18 protein-coding genes are annotated in these 15305 nt (G+C 63.5%); 3 read left to right on the forward strand and 15 right to left on the reverse strand.

Annotated features, from left to right (window positions below; translation table 11 throughout):
- Nucleotides 1-401, reverse strand: a 401-nt coding sequence (locus JYJ84_RS13195) for an AAA family ATPase (RefSeq protein WP_205189214.1), incomplete at its 3' end; no start/stop codon positions are given.
- Nucleotides 402-673: 272 nt separating this feature from the next.
- A complete protein-coding gene (locus tag JYJ84_RS13200) occupies nt 674-1546 on the reverse strand; it encodes a LysR family transcriptional regulator (RefSeq protein WP_122945757.1) in 873 nt (290 codons plus the stop codon).
- A gap of 105 nt (nt 1547-1651) precedes the next feature.
- On the opposite strand from JYJ84_RS13200, the gene JYJ84_RS13205 reads away from it, so the two are divergent.
- Genes JYJ84_RS13205 through JYJ84_RS13215 form a run of 3 tightly spaced genes read left to right on the forward strand, consistent with a single transcriptional unit; the run spans nt 1652 to nt 4079 of the window.
- Nucleotides 1652-2725, forward strand: coding sequence for an alkene reductase (locus JYJ84_RS13205; protein ID WP_175222643.1), 1074 nt, complete (start codon nt 1652-1654; stop codon nt 2723-2725).
- Between the two features lie 10 nt (nt 2726-2735).
- Nucleotides 2736-3473, forward strand: a complete 738-nt coding sequence (locus JYJ84_RS13210; protein ID WP_175222644.1) for a pirin family protein — start codon at nt 2736-2738, stop codon at nt 3471-3473.
- Nucleotides 3474-3491: 18 nt separating this feature from the next.
- A complete protein-coding gene (locus tag JYJ84_RS13215; protein ID WP_175222645.1) occupies nt 3492-4079 on the forward strand; it encodes an isochorismatase family protein in 588 nt (195 codons plus the stop codon).
- 18 nt (nt 4080-4097) lie between these two features.
- Here JYJ84_RS13215 and JYJ84_RS37790 read toward each other — a convergent pair whose 3' ends face one another.
- The 13 genes from JYJ84_RS37790 to JYJ84_RS13280 all read right to left on the reverse strand — a co-directional run.
- Complete coding sequence (locus tag JYJ84_RS37790; RefSeq protein ID WP_307872100.1) at nt 4098-4382, reverse strand: hypothetical protein; 285 nt, start codon at nt 4380-4382, stop codon at nt 4098-4100.
- A 197-nt stretch (nt 4383-4579) separates the two neighbouring features.
- Nucleotides 4580-5074 (reverse strand): DUF2867 domain-containing protein, encoded by a 495-nt coding sequence (locus tag JYJ84_RS13225; RefSeq protein WP_174959488.1) that lies wholly within the window; start codon nt 5072-5074, stop codon nt 4580-4582.
- A 658-nt stretch (nt 5075-5732) separates the two neighbouring features.
- Entirely contained in the window at nt 5733-6155 is a 423-nt protein-coding gene (locus JYJ84_RS13230) for a VOC family protein (protein ID WP_174959576.1), read from the reverse strand.
- Between the two features lie 506 nt (nt 6156-6661).
- Entirely contained in the window at nt 6662-7735 is a 1074-nt protein-coding gene (locus JYJ84_RS13235; protein WP_128671141.1) for a reverse transcriptase domain-containing protein, read from the reverse strand.
- Nucleotides 7736-8036: 301 nt separating this feature from the next.
- The gene (gene avd, locus JYJ84_RS13240) at nt 8037-8387 is read right to left on the reverse strand and encodes a diversity-generating retroelement protein Avd (RefSeq protein WP_087782381.1); all 351 of its coding nucleotides are present in this window, start codon (nt 8385-8387) and stop codon (nt 8037-8039) included.
- The gene (locus tag JYJ84_RS13245) at nt 8384-9448 is read right to left on the reverse strand and encodes an RNA-directed DNA polymerase (RefSeq protein ID WP_128671142.1); all 1065 of its coding nucleotides are present in this window, start codon (nt 9446-9448) and stop codon (nt 8384-8386) included. Before JYJ84_RS13245 ends, avd (JYJ84_RS13240) begins: the two co-directional genes overlap by 4 nt.
- A 292-nt stretch (nt 9449-9740) precedes the next feature.
- On the reverse strand, nt 9741-10112 hold the full coding sequence (avd, locus tag JYJ84_RS13250; RefSeq protein ID WP_224648553.1) for a diversity-generating retroelement protein Avd: 372 nt from the start codon (nt 10110-10112) through the stop codon (nt 9741-9743).
- Nucleotides 10109-10702, reverse strand: coding sequence for a DUF5658 family protein (locus JYJ84_RS13255; RefSeq protein WP_128671144.1), 594 nt, complete (start codon nt 10700-10702; stop codon nt 10109-10111). The genes avd (JYJ84_RS13250) and JYJ84_RS13255 overlap by 4 nt, the downstream gene beginning before the upstream one ends.
- 81 nt (nt 10703-10783) lie before the next feature.
- The gene (locus JYJ84_RS13260) at nt 10784-11878 is read right to left on the reverse strand and encodes a hypothetical protein (protein WP_205189215.1); all 1095 of its coding nucleotides are present in this window, start codon (nt 11876-11878) and stop codon (nt 10784-10786) included.
- A gap of 42 nt (nt 11879-11920) precedes the next feature.
- Complete coding sequence (locus JYJ84_RS13265) at nt 11921-12241, reverse strand: hypothetical protein (protein ID WP_128671146.1); 321 nt, start codon at nt 12239-12241, stop codon at nt 11921-11923.
- A gap of 14 nt (nt 12242-12255) precedes the next feature.
- Complete coding sequence (locus tag JYJ84_RS13270) at nt 12256-13173, reverse strand: hypothetical protein (RefSeq protein WP_128671147.1); 918 nt, start codon at nt 13171-13173, stop codon at nt 12256-12258.
- A 14-nt stretch (nt 13174-13187) separates the two neighbouring features.
- Nucleotides 13188-13568, reverse strand: coding sequence for a phage tail protein (locus JYJ84_RS13275; RefSeq protein ID WP_205189216.1), 381 nt, complete (start codon nt 13566-13568; stop codon nt 13188-13190).
- A gap of 111 nt (nt 13569-13679) precedes the next feature.
- Nucleotides 13680-15305 (reverse strand): hypothetical protein (locus JYJ84_RS13280; protein WP_205189217.1); only part of this gene is annotated, 1626 nt, incomplete at its 5' end.

Genomic DNA, 15305 nt, shown 5'->3' on the forward strand with positions numbered 1-15305 from the left:
CGGTCACCACGAATACGCTCGCGATCGATCAGAACGTCGAGCGCACAAAAGACGCCGACGATGAATACCGGCAGGCCGACAAGATCTTCAAGCATGTAACGCCACGCATCAGGCGACAAGACATGATCGACGATCACCGCCTGACCATGCCTGGAAAAGGTGGCCGCGGTGGCGTTGATCGCTCGACACAGAGCGGCCACCCGAATCTGCACCAATGGCTTCTCGACCGCCCAATAGTTGGGCGGCTCCATGTTCCGAAACACATCCAGCTCGACGTGCAAGTGATGCTCGTCCAGGTTTTCGCACAGAAACCTGGACAGCGTGCTTTTGCCGGCGCTGCTCGGGCCGTTGAGTATGACGATGGCCCCGAGGCGGGGGTCCGGCATTTCAGTGGTTCGCATTGGGGTATCCATCGACGGCGTGCCGACGCAAGACGCAATTGTTGACGAAGTGAATCACGATGTCGAACCGCCGCTATCGGCTGCGGATTCGACCCGTCGATGCAACGAATTGATGAAAGCACGCAGCCGGTGTATCGAAGTCCGGTGTCGTTCGAGGACGCTCATTGAGCCCTCGCAACAGCGTTGCGCTGGGGCCGATTGAATAGCCGGAACGTCACCCGGCAACGGACGTTCGCAATCGCATGGAGATGCGACCTGTCAGCCGTGCTGGGCTACCGCGCCAATCGTTCCCGCAGGAACTCGATGAAGCGCTGCGTTTTCGCCGGCAGCAACCGCGTTTCGGTGATGGCATAGACAGGCAGCGGCGTGCCGTGCCATGCCGGCATGATGCGCCGCAGCTTCCCGCTGACGAGTTCATCGGAGACGATTTCCTCCGGAAGCAGCACGATGCCCATGTCGAGCGTCGACAGCCGGCGGATCATGCCAACGCTGTTGAGCGCGAACCTCCCCCCCACCGACACCGTGGCGGTTTCCGCCCCGTCGTGCAGCTTCCATGAATCTGCCTTCAGGATACTCAGGCACTCATGCTGCGCGAGGTCAGCGGGCCTGCTAGGTTCACCCGACTTTTCGAGATAACCAGGCGACGCGTAGAGGCAAGGCGTGAGCGAGGCCAACGTGCGTGCGATCAGTTGCGAGCTTTCAGACTCCCCAATGCGGATCGCCACATCGAAAGGCTCGCTGACCATGTCGACCCGTCGCGGCGTCAGGTCGAAATCGAAGGTGATGCCGGGATAGAGGCCCGCAAACTCCGCGATCAGGGGCGCCAGGTAGGTCACGCCGAAATCCACCGGTAACGATGCACGCAGCACACCGCTTGGCTGGGCCAGCATTTCGCCGAGCTGCTCGTGTGCCAGCCGGGCTTCGTCGACGATGCGCTTGCAGCGCTCGAAATAAATCTGACCTGCTTCGGTCAGCTCGATCTTCCGTGTCGTGCGATGCAACAGGCGAAGCCCGATCGCTTTCTCCAATCCGCTGATCCGACGCGACAGTGTCGAGTTCGGCATGCCCATCGCCTCCGCGGCAACGCGAAAGCCCTTGGCCTTGACGACCTCGACGAACAAGGCCATGTCATTCAGCAGTTCCATTCAGATTGCTCCATGACGGGATCAATGTTATCCAAACTACCATATTTATCCCGTATAGGGATCGCGCGATGATGCCTCCATCCAACCCAATGAAGGAAAGTCATCGTGAACAAACTGTTCGATCCCATTCGCGTCGGCCGCTACACCCTGCAGAACCGTCTGGTGATGGCCCCCATGACTCGCAGCCGTGCCCAGCAAGACGGTACGCCGGGAGAACAGGCCGCCGAGTATTACGCTCAGCGCGCCAGCGTTGGCCTGATTGTGACTGAAGGCGCCCAGCCCTCGGATGATGGCCAGGGCTACCTGACCACGCCGGGCATCTATACCGACGCGCATGTCGCCGGATGGAAGAAGACGACCGATGCCGTGCATGCCAAGGGCGGTCGCCTCTTTATCCAGTTCATGCATGCCGGGCGCATGTTCCACCCCGACAACACACCGCATCATCGCCAGGGTGTCGCGCCGTCGGCCATCGCGCCAGGCGCATCGATGTTCACTGCCACCGGTATGCAGGAGATTCCCGCGCCACGCGCACTGTCGACCGATGAGGTGCGTCAGACCGTCCAGGATTTCCGCCATGCCGCTCGCCGCGCGATCGACGCCGGTGCCGACGGCGTCGAAATCCATGGCGCCAACGCCTACCTGATCCATCAGTTCTTCGCCCCGAGCGCCAACACTCGCACCGATCAATACGGCGGGTCGATCGAGAACCGCGCTCGCTTTGCCATCGAGGTCGCCACCGCGATTGCCGAAGAGATCGGCGCGGACCGCACTGCCATCCGGCTCTCGCCGGGCACGACGATCTGGGGCATCGACGAAGGTGTCGAAGGGCCGAACCTGTACCGCTATCTGGTCGCAGAACTGAACAGACTGGGGCTGGCCTACCTGCACATCATGGAGCAAGGCAACGAACCGCTGCTGGCCGACCTCCGCAAGCTCTGGCAGGGCACGCTGATTCTGAACCGGCCGGGCCGCCCGCGTGAGCAAGTCGGGACCGACGTGGCGACGGGGCTGGCCGACCTGGAGGCCTATGGCCAGATGATCCTTGCGAACCCGGATTTCGTCGCCCGGCTGAAGAGCAGCGCGCCGATGAACGACGCGGACCGCAATGCCTTCTACGGCGGTACGTCGCGGGGCTATACAGACTACCCGACGCTGAACGAAGCACCGGGCGCATGAGGTGAACGTGATGCCAGTCATTGCCCCGCTGCAGCGCGCCAACCATGGCAGCCACTTCCACGCTTATGCCCTGCGCGGCGTGGCCGGTCTGATCGACCCCTTCCTGGGGGTCGATCACGCGTGGATGAGTGGGCCGACATTCCCGCCGCATTCCCATGCCGGCTTTTCGGCAGTCTCCTACCTGTTCCTCGACTCGGAAACGGGCATCGACAACCGTGATTCGCTTGGCACCCGAAACGTGATCCGGCCCGGCGGGCTGCACTGGGCGACGGCGGGAAGCGGCATCGTTCACGAAGAAGTACCGGCACAGGCCGGCAAGACTGTTCATTCGTTGCAGATCTTCGTCGACCTGGCTCGGGAGCGACAGAACATCGCGCCGTTTGCACTGATGCTTGAGCCGCAGGACGTGCCGGTGGTGACGTTGCCGGGTGCCAAGGTGCGCGTGCCGGTCGGAAGCTTCCGGGACGGATGCTCCCCATTGAAGCCGCCCACCGACGTAACGATGCTGGACATTTCGCTGGAGGAAGGCGCTGAACTGACCGTGCCTGTCGCTGCGGGCCATTGCGCGTTCGTCATGCCGATCCGTGGAACGGCCAGCATCGATGACCAGGACTTCTCGCACGACGATCTCACGCTCCCTGTCTTTCCGGCACCGGACACACCCCACGCGATCACGCTTCAAGCCCGCCGCGGCAGCGCCAAGGTCATGCTTTTTGCCGGCCCGCCACTGCGTTCCACCGCAACCTAACCACAAAGGAGTTTCTTCATGGCTTTCGAGCGTTTCACTGGCGACAACGCCGCACTGTTGCTGATCGACCACCAGGTCGGCACCATGGGCTGGGTACGTTCCATTCCTTTCGAGGAGATGAAACGCAACGCGCTCATGCTGGCCAAGACCGCCAGCATCCTGAAGATGCCGGTGGTGCTGACCTCCAGCATGGAGGAATACGCACAGGGGCCGTTGCTTGACGAACTGGAAACCATCTTGCCGAACGAGTTCGCCGCGCGCGTCAAGCGAGCAGGTATCGTCAACGCGATGGACGACGAGCACTTCGCTGCAGCCGTCAAGGCAACCCGGCGCCGCAAGTTCATCATCGCGGGTGTCACCAACGACGTCTGCACCGTGTTCCCGGCACTGAGCCTCGTGCGCGACGGCTGCGAGGTGCAAGCGATTGCCGACGCAGGCGGCTCGCCGAGCAAGATCGGTGACGACATGGCCTTGCGTCGCATGGAGAAGAACGGCGTCACGCTCTCCAGTACGAACCAGGTGATTGCCGAGCTTGCGGGCAACTGGAGCACGCCCGAAGGGATGCGGATCATTCAGGAAGTGATCATGCCCGCCTTGCAGGGCTGAGGAAGCGAGCACACGTTGTCAGGCCAGAGGTGCGGATCCAGATGGCCTGCCAAGGTGCGCCGACCGCAAGCGGAACGCCGGGCACCGCACTCGCCGAGCGTAGCGCCCGGATGTCCCGCAGGCGACGTCAAGTAGTCCTTCAACAAGGGCGCGGCCAGCGACAGCCTGCGAACTCGGCGAATGGAAAATTACTCGCGCCTGAAAGTGAGAGCGGCTCTGCCTATTGGATTTCCAGGCACTAGCGGATTGGGCATCCAGGCCGGTAACCAGGACCATCATTCGCCCATCGGGGCTGAAAATCAGGTAACCGTTGGGGTCGGCGCCCCACGGTTGCGTGCGCTCTTTGAATCCTGAAGCTCAGCATCAAAAGAAACCAACCGCCAGCAACCGTGGAGCTTAGCGTCGTGCCCGGACATCGCCCCTCCTGTGGTCATTCACCGGGATGCCCCGGTCTGCAGAATTCAGGGACTCCGTCGTCCAAAGCTGGACGCTAACCCCGGTTACACGCTCTGACTGACGGCTCGTTGTAACAGCACGCGAGACAGAAGCTTGTGAAACGGCATGATTACAGACAAGTAGCCTTTTCCAAGGCGATTATTGATTTTGACCAAGGTTGAAATCGTCACTTCCGATCCCTTCGAACTCGGCTGGATGCCTACCCAGATCCGAAAATCCAGATGCTTGTCGTTACCACCGACGACAATTTCAGAATTCGTATTCGAGATAATGGGAAACACGTCAACTTTCCCCAGCCCGCGATCGCCAAAGTCAATACCTGCCTTTAGTCCGAACGGCGCCACAATCAGGTTACGCAAGGCCATCAGAGATCGGACCATGTGGGGCGGATCTGCGAACACGGCGCGCGCCGCTTGTTCGGCGTTGGCGTAGGTCCGATCTGCCTGACCGGAATAAGCATCGGAGAAATCAATGCACGCCAATCCAGACGCACGAATTGCGGCCGTCGGCGTGGGAATCAGCAAGACTTTGTTTGTCATGAGTGTCCCGGGTGAAATTCACCATGTAATCGGTACAGCAACTAGTGCGGGCGAAGTGCAGGCCGACTCAACCCTGCACGACGCGCCCCGTAGCCGCATGCAGTCTCGATCGACGCGGCTTTTCGATAAAACCCTCTTTTTTTGCCACAGCGATCGGCGTCCTGAACTTCACGGTTTAGTTGTTGGGTGGCCTTTACTTGCTGCCCAATATTGTCGCCGATTCGAGGTGGGTGGTCGAAAGTCGGATTCTGGCTGATAGCTACCTTTCGCCATCGCCGACAAATGGCCGGATGGCGAACTTCGACCGCCCCGTGCGGGCTGCCGGTAAACTCGGGCTGCCAAAGCAGCTTTTCCCGGTCACATGAGCACGTAACCCACCGCAGCACCTGCACCCGTCACTCCAATGATGCATCAGCACTTGCGCCTTATCTGATAGGGCTTCGCGTACAAAGCTACGCCAAGACCTGCGCTCGGCCTTTTCGGGATCGGCAGTGTCTCGTGTACTCGGTAGTGCGGATGGGAGACCAACGCTCCCGGCATGTCGCCATCTTGTGATTGAACGTGCACAGACCGCCGCACTTTGCCGCAGAGGAAAGTGGCATCACTGGCTGCCGCTGACTTCCCGCTTGGGAAGCCAGTGCAATCGCGAATGCCAATATCAGTCCATCGGTAGCATCAGTGGATTCCAGACTATCTCCCACAGATGGCCGTTGATGTCACGAAAATATCCGGCGTAACCGCCGTAGAACGTGTCGTGTGGAGCCTTGATGATCTCCGCGCCTGCACGCTCTGCCGCATCCATCGTCTCGTCGACTTCCTTCCGGCTCAAGACGTTGTGTCCTATCGTGAAGGCCGTAGGCGAGACGGGCTGCTTCGGCAAGCCCGTATCGTGAGAAATATCGTCCTGCGCCCAGAGCGCGAGCTTCAGGCCGCCCGAGAGATCAAAAAAAGCAACTGCGCCATGCTCGAACTCGCGACCGATGATGCCTTCAGTCGGAAGACCGAGACCGTCACGATAGAAGGCAAGTGATTGTTCGAGATCGGCAACGCCGAGGGTGATAACTGAAATTCGAGGTTTCATGTCCATACCCATGCTATTGGCGCCTGCACAATACAGGCATCCTGATAGTCTTGGGCCGTTACGGAGCGCAACGGAAGGACCCGCTGAGCGGGGGCCGGGCCAACCTTCCCGAGCCTAACCTGTTTTAGACGAACCTAAACTATATTCGCGCGAATATGCCGGGTCAATGCGGCGCTCTCAAGGCAGCCGACGTTGCGAGAACACGGGTGCGCCCAGGCACGATGTTCTGGATTGTGTCCGCATCGCCATGCGACGGCCAGGGCCGTCAAGCTCGGGCATGGACGCGGATTACGCCCCCCTCCTCAACACCGACAACTGGCCAGACAGCCAACTTCGCGCCCACACATGAAGCCACTGGTAAACTCGGGCAACCAAAGCAACAACTTCACGCCTGACTTATGACCACGCTGTCGCCCGACGCCTTCGCCGGCCACACTCCGATGATGCACGGGTCTATGGCCCTTTAAAATCAATAACTTAAAAATCGAGTTACGCTAAAAGTTACGCTACTGTGTCATGGGAATGCCTGACGCCTTCTCGGCGATGTCACGCAGGCCGGGCACCAGCACCAAGTCGCCGAGCACACCCTCGACCGTCCGCTGGGCGTTGCAATGCTTGGCATAGGCCAAGAAGGACATCACCCGCTGGCGGACGTGCTCAAGATCGACCTCGCCGTGGTAGAACTGGCTCGCCAGCTCCCTGAAGTCGGCCCGCGCCCGCTTGATGTTCCTCTTGCGCGGCAGCACATGGGTGGGCCAGATGCGGTAGCCGCAAAAGTCGATGCCGCGCTGCCAGGGATGAACTGCCGTCTTCGGGTTCAGCCACAAGCCCAGATCGCGCACCGTCTCGCCCAGGGCCTGCATCGCCTGCTGGGCGGCCAGCTTGCCCGGCAGGATGGCGATGAAATCGTCCATGTACCGGACGTAGTACCGCAGGCCGAGGTCGTCCTTGGCGACGTGATCGAGGCGGTTCAGCATGACGTTGGCCCCGAGCTGGCTGGTCAGCGCGCCCACGGGCAGGCCCACGCCGTTCTCGTGCCCGTAGCCAGCGATGATGCGGCGCCACAGCCAGAGCACGTCCGGGTCAGAAATGACCCGCTCCACCTCGCGCATGAGCACGTCATGGCGGATGCTGGCGAAATACTTGCTGATGTCCGCCTTCAGCACGTAGAGGCCGTCACCGTGGTTGCGCTTGGCGACGCGCAGGAAGTGCTGCACGCGCGCCACGGCGGCCTGGGTTCCCTTGCCCTCGCGGCAGGCGAACGAATCGGAAATGAACCGGCGCTCGAAGTGCGGGCCGACGACGGCCACCAGGGCGTGATGCACCACGCGATCAGCGAACGGCGGCGCCTGGATGGCGCGCAACTTCGGCTCGCGCACGATGAACTCGCGCTGCGGGCCGGGCGTCCAGGTTTTCTCGATCATGGCCGCCTGGAGCGCAAAAAGGTTGTCTTCCAGGCTTTCGGCGAAGCGCAGCACGTCGGGCCGATACCGCTTGCTGCGGCGCGCCTCAAGGTAGGCGCGGTAGATGTTGTCGAACTGGGTGATGCTCGGCCATAGGCCGCTGATGGTCTTCGGCATGGGGTTCCTGTTGGGGGTGGTCGGGCGCCACCACGTTCGCCGGCGTACCGGGTACTGGCCGTGGCGCCCTGTTCATCTTCGACAGCATGGTCAGGACACAGGCCCCAAAGGAAATGCACTGGACGGTGGCCGCTTGAACCGCCCGCCTTCTGGCAATGTCGTTTGCGAGGCGGCCACCGATGTTGGAGTTCGAGAACTCCGCGTCGTTGTTGACGTTGAGATGGAAGGCACCGGCGTTCTGGCCGTTGCCCCAATTGCCGCCGGAGTAAGCCTCTGCCCCATCGCTTGGGAGAGTGGCGCGCTACATGGCCTTGCCTCCCTCGTTCTTAATCCAGGCCCCTACCATGCGGCCTATCTCGTTCGTGTGCCGCATCCAGACTTCCAGCCGGTGCGTGTTGATGTAGCCCAGCCGGTGGGCCTTGCGGATGAGGCCCCGGAACACCTCGATTTCTACGTCCAGGTCGAACAGCGCGGCGGACTTCTGCCTGCGCTTCCACGCCACCACGACCTGGCGAATCACCCTGTTCATGGTGCCGCGCATCTCGGCGCACAGCAGATGCCGTTCGAGCTTGGGGAACTGGTGCAGCACCGTGTGGGTGTAGGCGTCCAATTCCTCCAATTTCGTCATCAGCACCAGGTGGGCGTCGCTCATTGGGGCCGGCCCTCCCCGCGCGTGAAGGGGATGCTGGCCAGCAGCTTGCGGCGCAGGCCGTAGGTTTCCGCATGGCTCGCGTGCGCTATCCACGACATGACCGATTCCCTGATCTTCGAGAGGTCGATCTTGCCGGCCGCGTACTGCCTGCGCAGGCGCTTGAGCGTGCGGGTGATGCGCGAAATCGAGCTTTTCCTGATGCGCCGGTGCGTCGTCCATATCCGGTAGCCCAGGAAATCCACAGCGCGGCCGAACCGCTCGCCGACGGGGAACACCTGGGTCTTGGCGTTCGTCTTGAGCCGCAGGCGCTCCCACAGGAACCGCTCGATCTGGGCGCGGATGCGGTGCAGGTGGGCCTTGTCGTGATGCACGATCAGGAAGTCATCCATGTAGCGCAGGTAGTTCTTCTCCCGCAGAACATGCTTCACGAACTCGTCCAGCTCGTTCAAATACACGTTGGCGAACAGTTGCGAGGTCAGGTTGCCGATGGGCAGGCCGACGGGGTGCGGGTCGCCTGGCATGGCCGTCGAGTCGATGATGCCGTCTATCAGCTTCAGCGTGCGGCGGCACCGGATGCGCCGGCGCACCAGCGACTTCATCACGCCGTGGTCGATGCTGTAGAAGAACTTGGAGATGTCGGCCTTGAGCACATACACATGGCCGTGCTCGCGCTTCACCTTGCGAAGCATGGCCTCGGCGCGGTCGGCGCCCTTGTGGGTGCCTTTGCCCGGCCGGCAGGCGTAGCTGTCGAAAATGAAGCGACGCTCCCAGATCGGTTCGATCACCGACACCAGCGAGTGCTGGAGCACGCGGTCGCGGAACGGCAGCGCGGCAACGAGGCGTTCCTTCGGCTCATTGACGATGAACTGGCGGTAGTGCCCCGTCTGGTACATGCCCCAGATAAGCTCGTTCTGGAGCTGAATCAGGTTGCCTTCCAGGTCTTGCTCGAACTTCTGGACTTCGCGCCTGTCGCGCTTGCCGCGCCGTGCGAGCATGTAGGCCGCGTGAAGGGACTCGAAGCTGTAAATGTCCGGGTAGAGATTGTTGTACGTCTTCGCCATAAAAACCCAAGACCCCGAAGGGCGGCGGCTGCGAACGGTCGCCCAATCGGGCTACTGGTTCGGGCCGCCTGTTCAATCTTCCGGCTTCAGGTTTCCCGTGGCCGGGGGATGCGCGTCCTTTTGAGGGTGTGCTGCCGTCAGGCCCGTGAGCCTGCCGTTCCTGACTTTCCCCAAGAGCGGGGCGGGAGCCGATGTTCGTGTTCGTGTTCGACCGAGCGTTGTTCAGGTTCAGCGCGAACACGCCCGAGATGGCGGCGTTGTTCCAGTTGCCGCCACGGATCGCCAGCCGTTTTCAACGCGCACCCCCATTGCCGTCACCGGCAAATGCTTTGACCCAACCGCCTACCATCCGGCCGATTTCGTCGTTCAGGCGCGACCAGTGCTCATACTTCTTGAAGTCGATGTAGCCCATGTTCTTCGCCATCCGCACTTGGGAGCGCAGCAGGTCGAGTTCAGCGTCCAAGTCCTGAAGCGTGGTCTTCTTGTGGTATCGCTTGTTGCACACCACGATCAACCGAAGCACCGCCCACATGGTGGCGCGAATCTCCGCGCCGAGGACGTGCCGCTCCATCTTGGGAAACTGCCTGACGGCCGTGTGGCCGTACTCGATCATTGCTTCGCACCGCTGCCGAATCAGTAGGTCGTTCTGGACTGGCCGCGTCACGCCTGCGCGGCCACCAGCCGCCAGTTGTTGCAGACGACCAGGCCATAGAAGCCGCACAGGCCCGCCGTGACGTGGGGCGTATAGACCCAATCCGGCGCCTGCACGCCCAGGCCGACGTAGAACGCCGCGAGAGCAACGACCTTCACGACCACCAGCGCCGGCACCACGCCAATCCAGCTCATGGCCTTCGCCATGATGGGGTTCAGCTCACGGCCGCCGCCGTCCAGCACGCGCACCGTGAGCACTGCATCGGCGACGTTCAGCAGCACCAGGGCGGCGAACAGCGCCACGAAGGGCACGCTCACGCCGAGCTGCCAGCCGAGGGCCACCAGCAGCGTCGCCGCGACGGGAAACGCCAGGTCGAGCTGGCTGTCGAGGCTCCACTTCCAGAGCTGGAACCCGGCCAGCGGGTTGAGCGTGCCGACGGTGCCGCCGGCGACGGCCAGCTTGCGCTCGAACTGCGCGTGCTCGCGGCCGAGGAAGAAGAAGACGCCAGCGGCGGCGCCAATCCACCAGTTGCCGGTGAGCACGCCCACCGCGATTTGCAGGAGCACAGCGTAGATGGCGTGCTCGAAGTTCGTTTCGTTCATCTTGGATTCCCTGAGCGGTTTTCTTGGAGAGGCCCGAGGGGTGGGCTATCGCCCACCCCATCAGATGACACGCCCCAGATTTCAGAGCACAAAAGCGGGGCGGGAGCCGAGGGTCGTGCTCGGGTTCGACCGAGCGTGGCTCAGGTACAGCGCGAACACGCCCGAGACGGCGGCGCCGTGCCAGGTGCCGCCACGGACCGCCAGCCGCTCGCCTTCCACGTTCAGGTAGAAGCCATCGCCACCCAGGCCCGTGCTCGCCACCGGGAACAGGCCGTACTTCTTCAGCACGGTCAGCGCGGCGGCCGACACCGGCGTCGTGCCGGGGTTGGTCATGCCCTCGAAGGACTGGCCCGAGGTGCGAACCAGCGTGTAGTTCGCCGTGCCCGACGTGTTGTAGCGGACGGACTTCGGCGTGGTCGGCACATAGTCGCCGCCGGCGATGGTGCCGGTGAAGGTCGGGTTGATGAGCAGGCCGGTATCGCCGTCGATGGCCTTCCAGGCCGAGGACGTGGCGCCCAGGTCGGTGGCGTTCAGCGCCGCGTCGTTGTTGGCGATGACCTGGATTTCACCGGCCACCACGCGCAGGCCCGGCGACCATTCCCAGATGTTGCCGCACAGGTCAGCGATTCCGCCCACGCTGTTGTCGTGGCGCCAGCTCACCGGGCCGGAGCCGGTCAGCGTGCGGCCGGTGGTGCTCGTGTCGCCAGGCGTGCCACCGTCAGCGCGACGGCCGGTTTCCCAGGTGGCGTCCGAGCTGCGACCGTAGTTGCTGTTCCCCCTGGGCATGTAGCCGTTCTTCCAGCACCACAGCGCCAGCGCCGTGAATTCGATGCTGCTGATGGCGTGCCAGCCGGGGCCGTTGGCGCGCGCCAGGTTGGCGAAGTAGTCGAAGTTCTGCGACACGGTGGGATCGACGCCCGGCAAGCTCAGGAACTCGCCGTTCTTGTTGATGCCCTGGTAGGTGCCGATGAACAGCTCGGACTTCTCGACGCCGCCGACGATGAACGCCGGATGCACGCCGGAACCCAGGCCCGCGTCGATGTCTTCCAGGTTGAACTTGGGGATGACGTTCATGTACGAGGGCTGACCGCTGGCGGTGTAAAGCACCGTGACTTTGCCGCCGGTGGCGGCCTCGACGGACGCGCGCAGGTCGTCCTTGACGAAGATGGAAGGCATGTAGGTTTCTCCTGATGAATCGGTCGGGATGGCGCCGCGCGCTTAGGCCGTAGGCCAGAGCGTGACGACGACGGCGTTCGGGTCGAGCGGCAGCGGCTCGCGCAGCTCGGTCGGCTGTTCGTCTTCGCCTTCGGCGGGGACAGTGACCGTCTCGTAGCGGCGCGCCGGAATCTCGATCTGCGCGAGGTAGGCGCCGTTGCCGCCTTCGCTGGGGCCGCCGATGTTCTGGCGGACTTCGACCGAGACGGCGATGTCCTGCTGGCGCTCGGCGCAGTCGATGGCGACGCCGGCGACGGTGACATTGGCGCCCGACACCGAGAAGTCGGCGACGGGCTGGCCGTCCTGCTTGAGGATGATTTGCATGGATTGCTCCTTTCCTAGTTGTTGAGCTTGCTGGCGCGCCAGCGCAGAACCACGTTGTCGGCCGCACTCGCCAAGCGGACGGTGAATCCGTTGGTGGCACGGCTGGCAACGACGATGTGCCGGCTGTCGCAGGGCGCGCCGTCGGCGGAAACCACGTCGAAGGACAGGCCGTAGTCGTTGGCGCCCAGCGTTTGCAGGGCAGGCGACGCACCGGCCGGGCTGTCGAACAGTTGCGGGAACTGCGGCTCGACGCGGCGAACATCCGTCATTGCCACGCCAGTCAGGTTCGGGTCGGTGGCATCGGTCGAGTTCGCCGGGATGGTCAGGTTGTAGATGGTGATCGCGCCGTCGGGCACGCTGGTGCCGATGGGCGTTACCGCCAGGCGCCACAGGTTGTTGGCGTCTTGGAACAGATAGGCATACACCACCACCGAGCTGGTGCCGATGTTGCTGGGCACCGAGGCGGCGTTATTGCCGTCCGACACGGAGTAGGCCCGGCCGTTGGCGAAACACACACCGCTGGTGATGTTCAGGTTGCGCGCCGCCGTGGTCGATTTCGACACCGAGCAACCCTTGACGACGCCCCGGTTCTTGATCGTGACGACGCCCTCCTGCTGGGCCTGTTCTCGCAGCGCGCGCACGCCGTAGTTCGCCAGCGCGGCCTGGTCGAGCGCGAACTTCAGCGCGGCGGCCGTGGCGTTCTGCATGTCCACCGAGGTCGCGCCGATGTTCGAGTCCATCTCGGTCAGGCGGGCGGCCAGGTTGGTCTTGCCGCCACGGGCGTTGTTCAGCTCGGTTTCGCGGGCCGTCAGGCGCGACTCGTGATCGGCGAAGTTCTCGTCGATTTCCTGGTAGCGGGTGTTCCACAGCGACGGGACGGCATCCGGCTCGTTGTTGGGAATCGGGGAAATGTTGGGATGGGGCAGTGCCATTGTGGAAACTCCTTTCAGAAGCGCAGCTTGATGCTGATTTCGTAACGCTCGTCGTTCTCCTTGAACTTCGGAGCAAACGTCTTCAGGCCGACAAGCTGCCCGTTGGCGTCGATGAGGGCCACCTCGGAGATTCCGGCGCCGACAACCTCATTGGCCTCGACCGCGCCCTTGCCAGTCACCGAATACAGGTCTTCCTGCGTGATCGCCGCGAGGGGCTTGCGCAGGATTTCGTGGTTGAGCGCGGTCGCGCTGGCGGACGGGGCTTTCGGCGTCAGGTCGGCGTTGTGCCCACCATCGCCGAAGGCCATGTAGGCGACAGGCGCGAGCTGTGCGCCGCCGGCCATGCGGGCCGCGATGCGCTGGCGGTAAGTGTTGACGACGACGGCTTCAGCCATGTCAGCCCTCCTATGAACGTGATGCCGGCCATTCTGGTTGCCAGGAACACCCCGGCTTGGCGGCTTTTTCCGAATCCAGACGGCCCACAACGGCCCGCCGGGCGGAGACGGTCAGCCCTGGGTGATGGCGGCCCGGCAGGAAGGCGCAACGTGCCAGCGCCGGTAGGTGCCGCCCGCCACCGAGAAATCGCCCCTGGTCGAGTCGCGCAGGTTCCCGGTTTCCTCGTCATTCCAGGCCGTGCCGGCCGCGCGGTAGTCGAGCGCGTAGCGCACCTCGGCGGCCGATGCCGCGCCGGCGGCCAGCGTCAGCACCACGGTGTCGCCGTCCTTGATGGCGATGGAGGAAATCGTCAGCTTGTTGCCCGCGCTGTCATTCACGCGGAACCCGTAGTCCGTCGTCTGCGGCATGGTCGCCACGTCGAACACCAGCGGCCGCAGGGGCACGCTGAACTTCCACTCGATGGTGCTGCCCTTGCGCACGGCGGCCACCGAACGGATGAAGGCAGGCTTCTTCCGGTCGATCAGGTACTGCTTGACCGCGCGGCCGAACTGGTGGCCGGTGCGGTACTCGCTGATGTTGGTGATGTGCGTGCCGTCGGTGGCCGGCTCCATGTGGTAGATCGGCCCGCCGAAGAAGAACCCCGGCTCGTTGAGGCACAGGTCGAGCTGCGCGCGCGAAATCTGCCCGTTCAGGTTCCCGTTGTTCGGGGTCTGGTACATGATGATCGGCACGTCGAAGCTCTGCCCCGTGACGCCCTTCACCCAGGCCGAGAACCCAGCCTGGAAGGCCACCATGCCGTTGTAGTAGGTCTGGTAGGCGGTGCCGCTGTTTGCCTCGCCCTGCATCCAGGGCATCGCCACGACCTGGTACGACTTGCCGGCCTCGTCGGCGCGGGCCTTGGCCTCGGTCACATGGTCTTTCAGCACCTGCACCCAGGCGCTGTTCATGTCGAGCTGGGCCAGCGAGTAGCCGCCGTGGCCGGGCGCGGAGCAGAACAGCACCACGCTGCCCGGCGCGATGCCATCCTCGGACAGCGACAGCTCCGTGAAGGCGTGCGCGAGGCCGCTGCATGGCGTTTCGCCGCGGTTCGAGCCTTCGGACGCCGCCGTGTTCTCGATCAGCCCCTTCACCGTGTCGGTGCCGGGGTTCGTGCCCAGGCTGCCGGCCTTGCTCGCGCGCGGGCCGGCGCCGAACGTCAGATGCCCATAGCGCGGCGTCGTAGAAAGCGGCGGCCGCGAGGTGGCGCCCACGGACAGGGATTGCCCATAGACCACCACATGGTTCCAGTCCGCCAGTCCGTCGGGCAGCACCGAGGCGTCCAGGTCGTCCAGCGGCTCCGGCTCGTAGCCCGGCCCACCCGGCACCTTGAACACCTCCAGCTTGAACTCCGGCGCGGCCGGGCCGCCGATGCGCCAGGCACCATCGAGGCGCAGGCGGCGCACGTCGCCCGAGGCGTATTCCACGTCGCCGGGGATGTCTGCCGCGATGGCGAAGTGCCCGATGCGCGGGTACTGGGTCATCTTCATGGCGCGCAGGCGCCGGCCGTCCAGGGGGAAGTGCCCGATGCGGTTCTCCGCGCCCAGGAACCACGTACCGTTGAGCTTGCGCGAGGTGCCCTTGAGCTTCGTGGCGGCGGGCCGCGCCAGGCGCTCGGGGATGGCCCAGGCATTCGCCGTCGAAGTCATGCCCAGGGAGCCGTCGGCCAGGAAAGCCTCGTCGCGCTCGATGGCGAAACC

This window comes from Burkholderia sp. LMG 13014 (genome assembly GCF_905232215.1).
In the GTDB taxonomy this organism is placed as follows: domain Bacteria; phylum Pseudomonadota; class Gammaproteobacteria; order Burkholderiales; family Burkholderiaceae; genus Burkholderia.

Bases quoted from the DNA above. Each gene is read 5' to 3' on its own strand.
- JYJ84_RS13200 (WP_122945757.1), bottom strand. From the start codon at position 1,546: ATGGAACTGCTGAATGACATGGCCTTGTTCGTCGAGGTCGTCAAGGCC.
- JYJ84_RS13210 (WP_175222644.1), top strand. From the start codon at position 2,736: ATGCCAGTCATTGCCCCGCTGCAGCGCGCCAACCATGGCAGCCACTTC.
- JYJ84_RS13215 (WP_175222645.1), top strand. From the start codon at position 3,492: ATGGCTTTCGAGCGTTTCACTGGCGACAACGCCGCACTGTTGCTGATC.
- JYJ84_RS13225 (WP_174959488.1), bottom strand. From the start codon at position 5,074: ATGACAAACAAAGTCTTGCTGATTCCCACGCCGACGGCCGCAATTCGT.
- JYJ84_RS13230 (WP_174959576.1), bottom strand. From the start codon at position 6,155: ATGAAACCTCGAATTTCAGTTATCACCCTCGGCGTTGCCGATCTCGAA.
- JYJ84_RS13235 (WP_128671141.1), bottom strand. From the start codon at position 7,735: ATGCCGAAGACCATCAGCGGCCTATGGCCGAGCATCACCCAGTTCGAC.
- avd (WP_087782381.1), bottom strand. From the start codon at position 8,387: ATGAGCGACGCCCACCTGGTGCTGATGACGAAATTGGAGGAATTGGAC.
- JYJ84_RS13245 (WP_128671142.1), bottom strand. From the start codon at position 9,448: ATGGCGAAGACGTACAACAATCTCTACCCGGACATTTACAGCTTCGAG.
- JYJ84_RS13255 (WP_128671144.1), bottom strand. From the start codon at position 10,702: ATGAACGAAACGAACTTCGAGCACGCCATCTACGCTGTGCTCCTGCAA.
- JYJ84_RS13260 (WP_205189215.1), bottom strand. From the start codon at position 11,878: ATGCCTTCCATCTTCGTCAAGGACGACCTGCGCGCGTCCGTCGAGGCC.
- JYJ84_RS13265 (WP_128671146.1), bottom strand. From the start codon at position 12,241: ATGCAAATCATCCTCAAGCAGGACGGCCAGCCCGTCGCCGACTTCTCG.
- JYJ84_RS13270 (WP_128671147.1), bottom strand. From the start codon at position 13,173: ATGGCACTGCCCCATCCCAACATTTCCCCGATTCCCAACAACGAGCCG.
- JYJ84_RS13275 (WP_205189216.1), bottom strand. From the start codon at position 13,568: ATGGCTGAAGCCGTCGTCGTCAACACTTACCGCCAGCGCATCGCGGCC.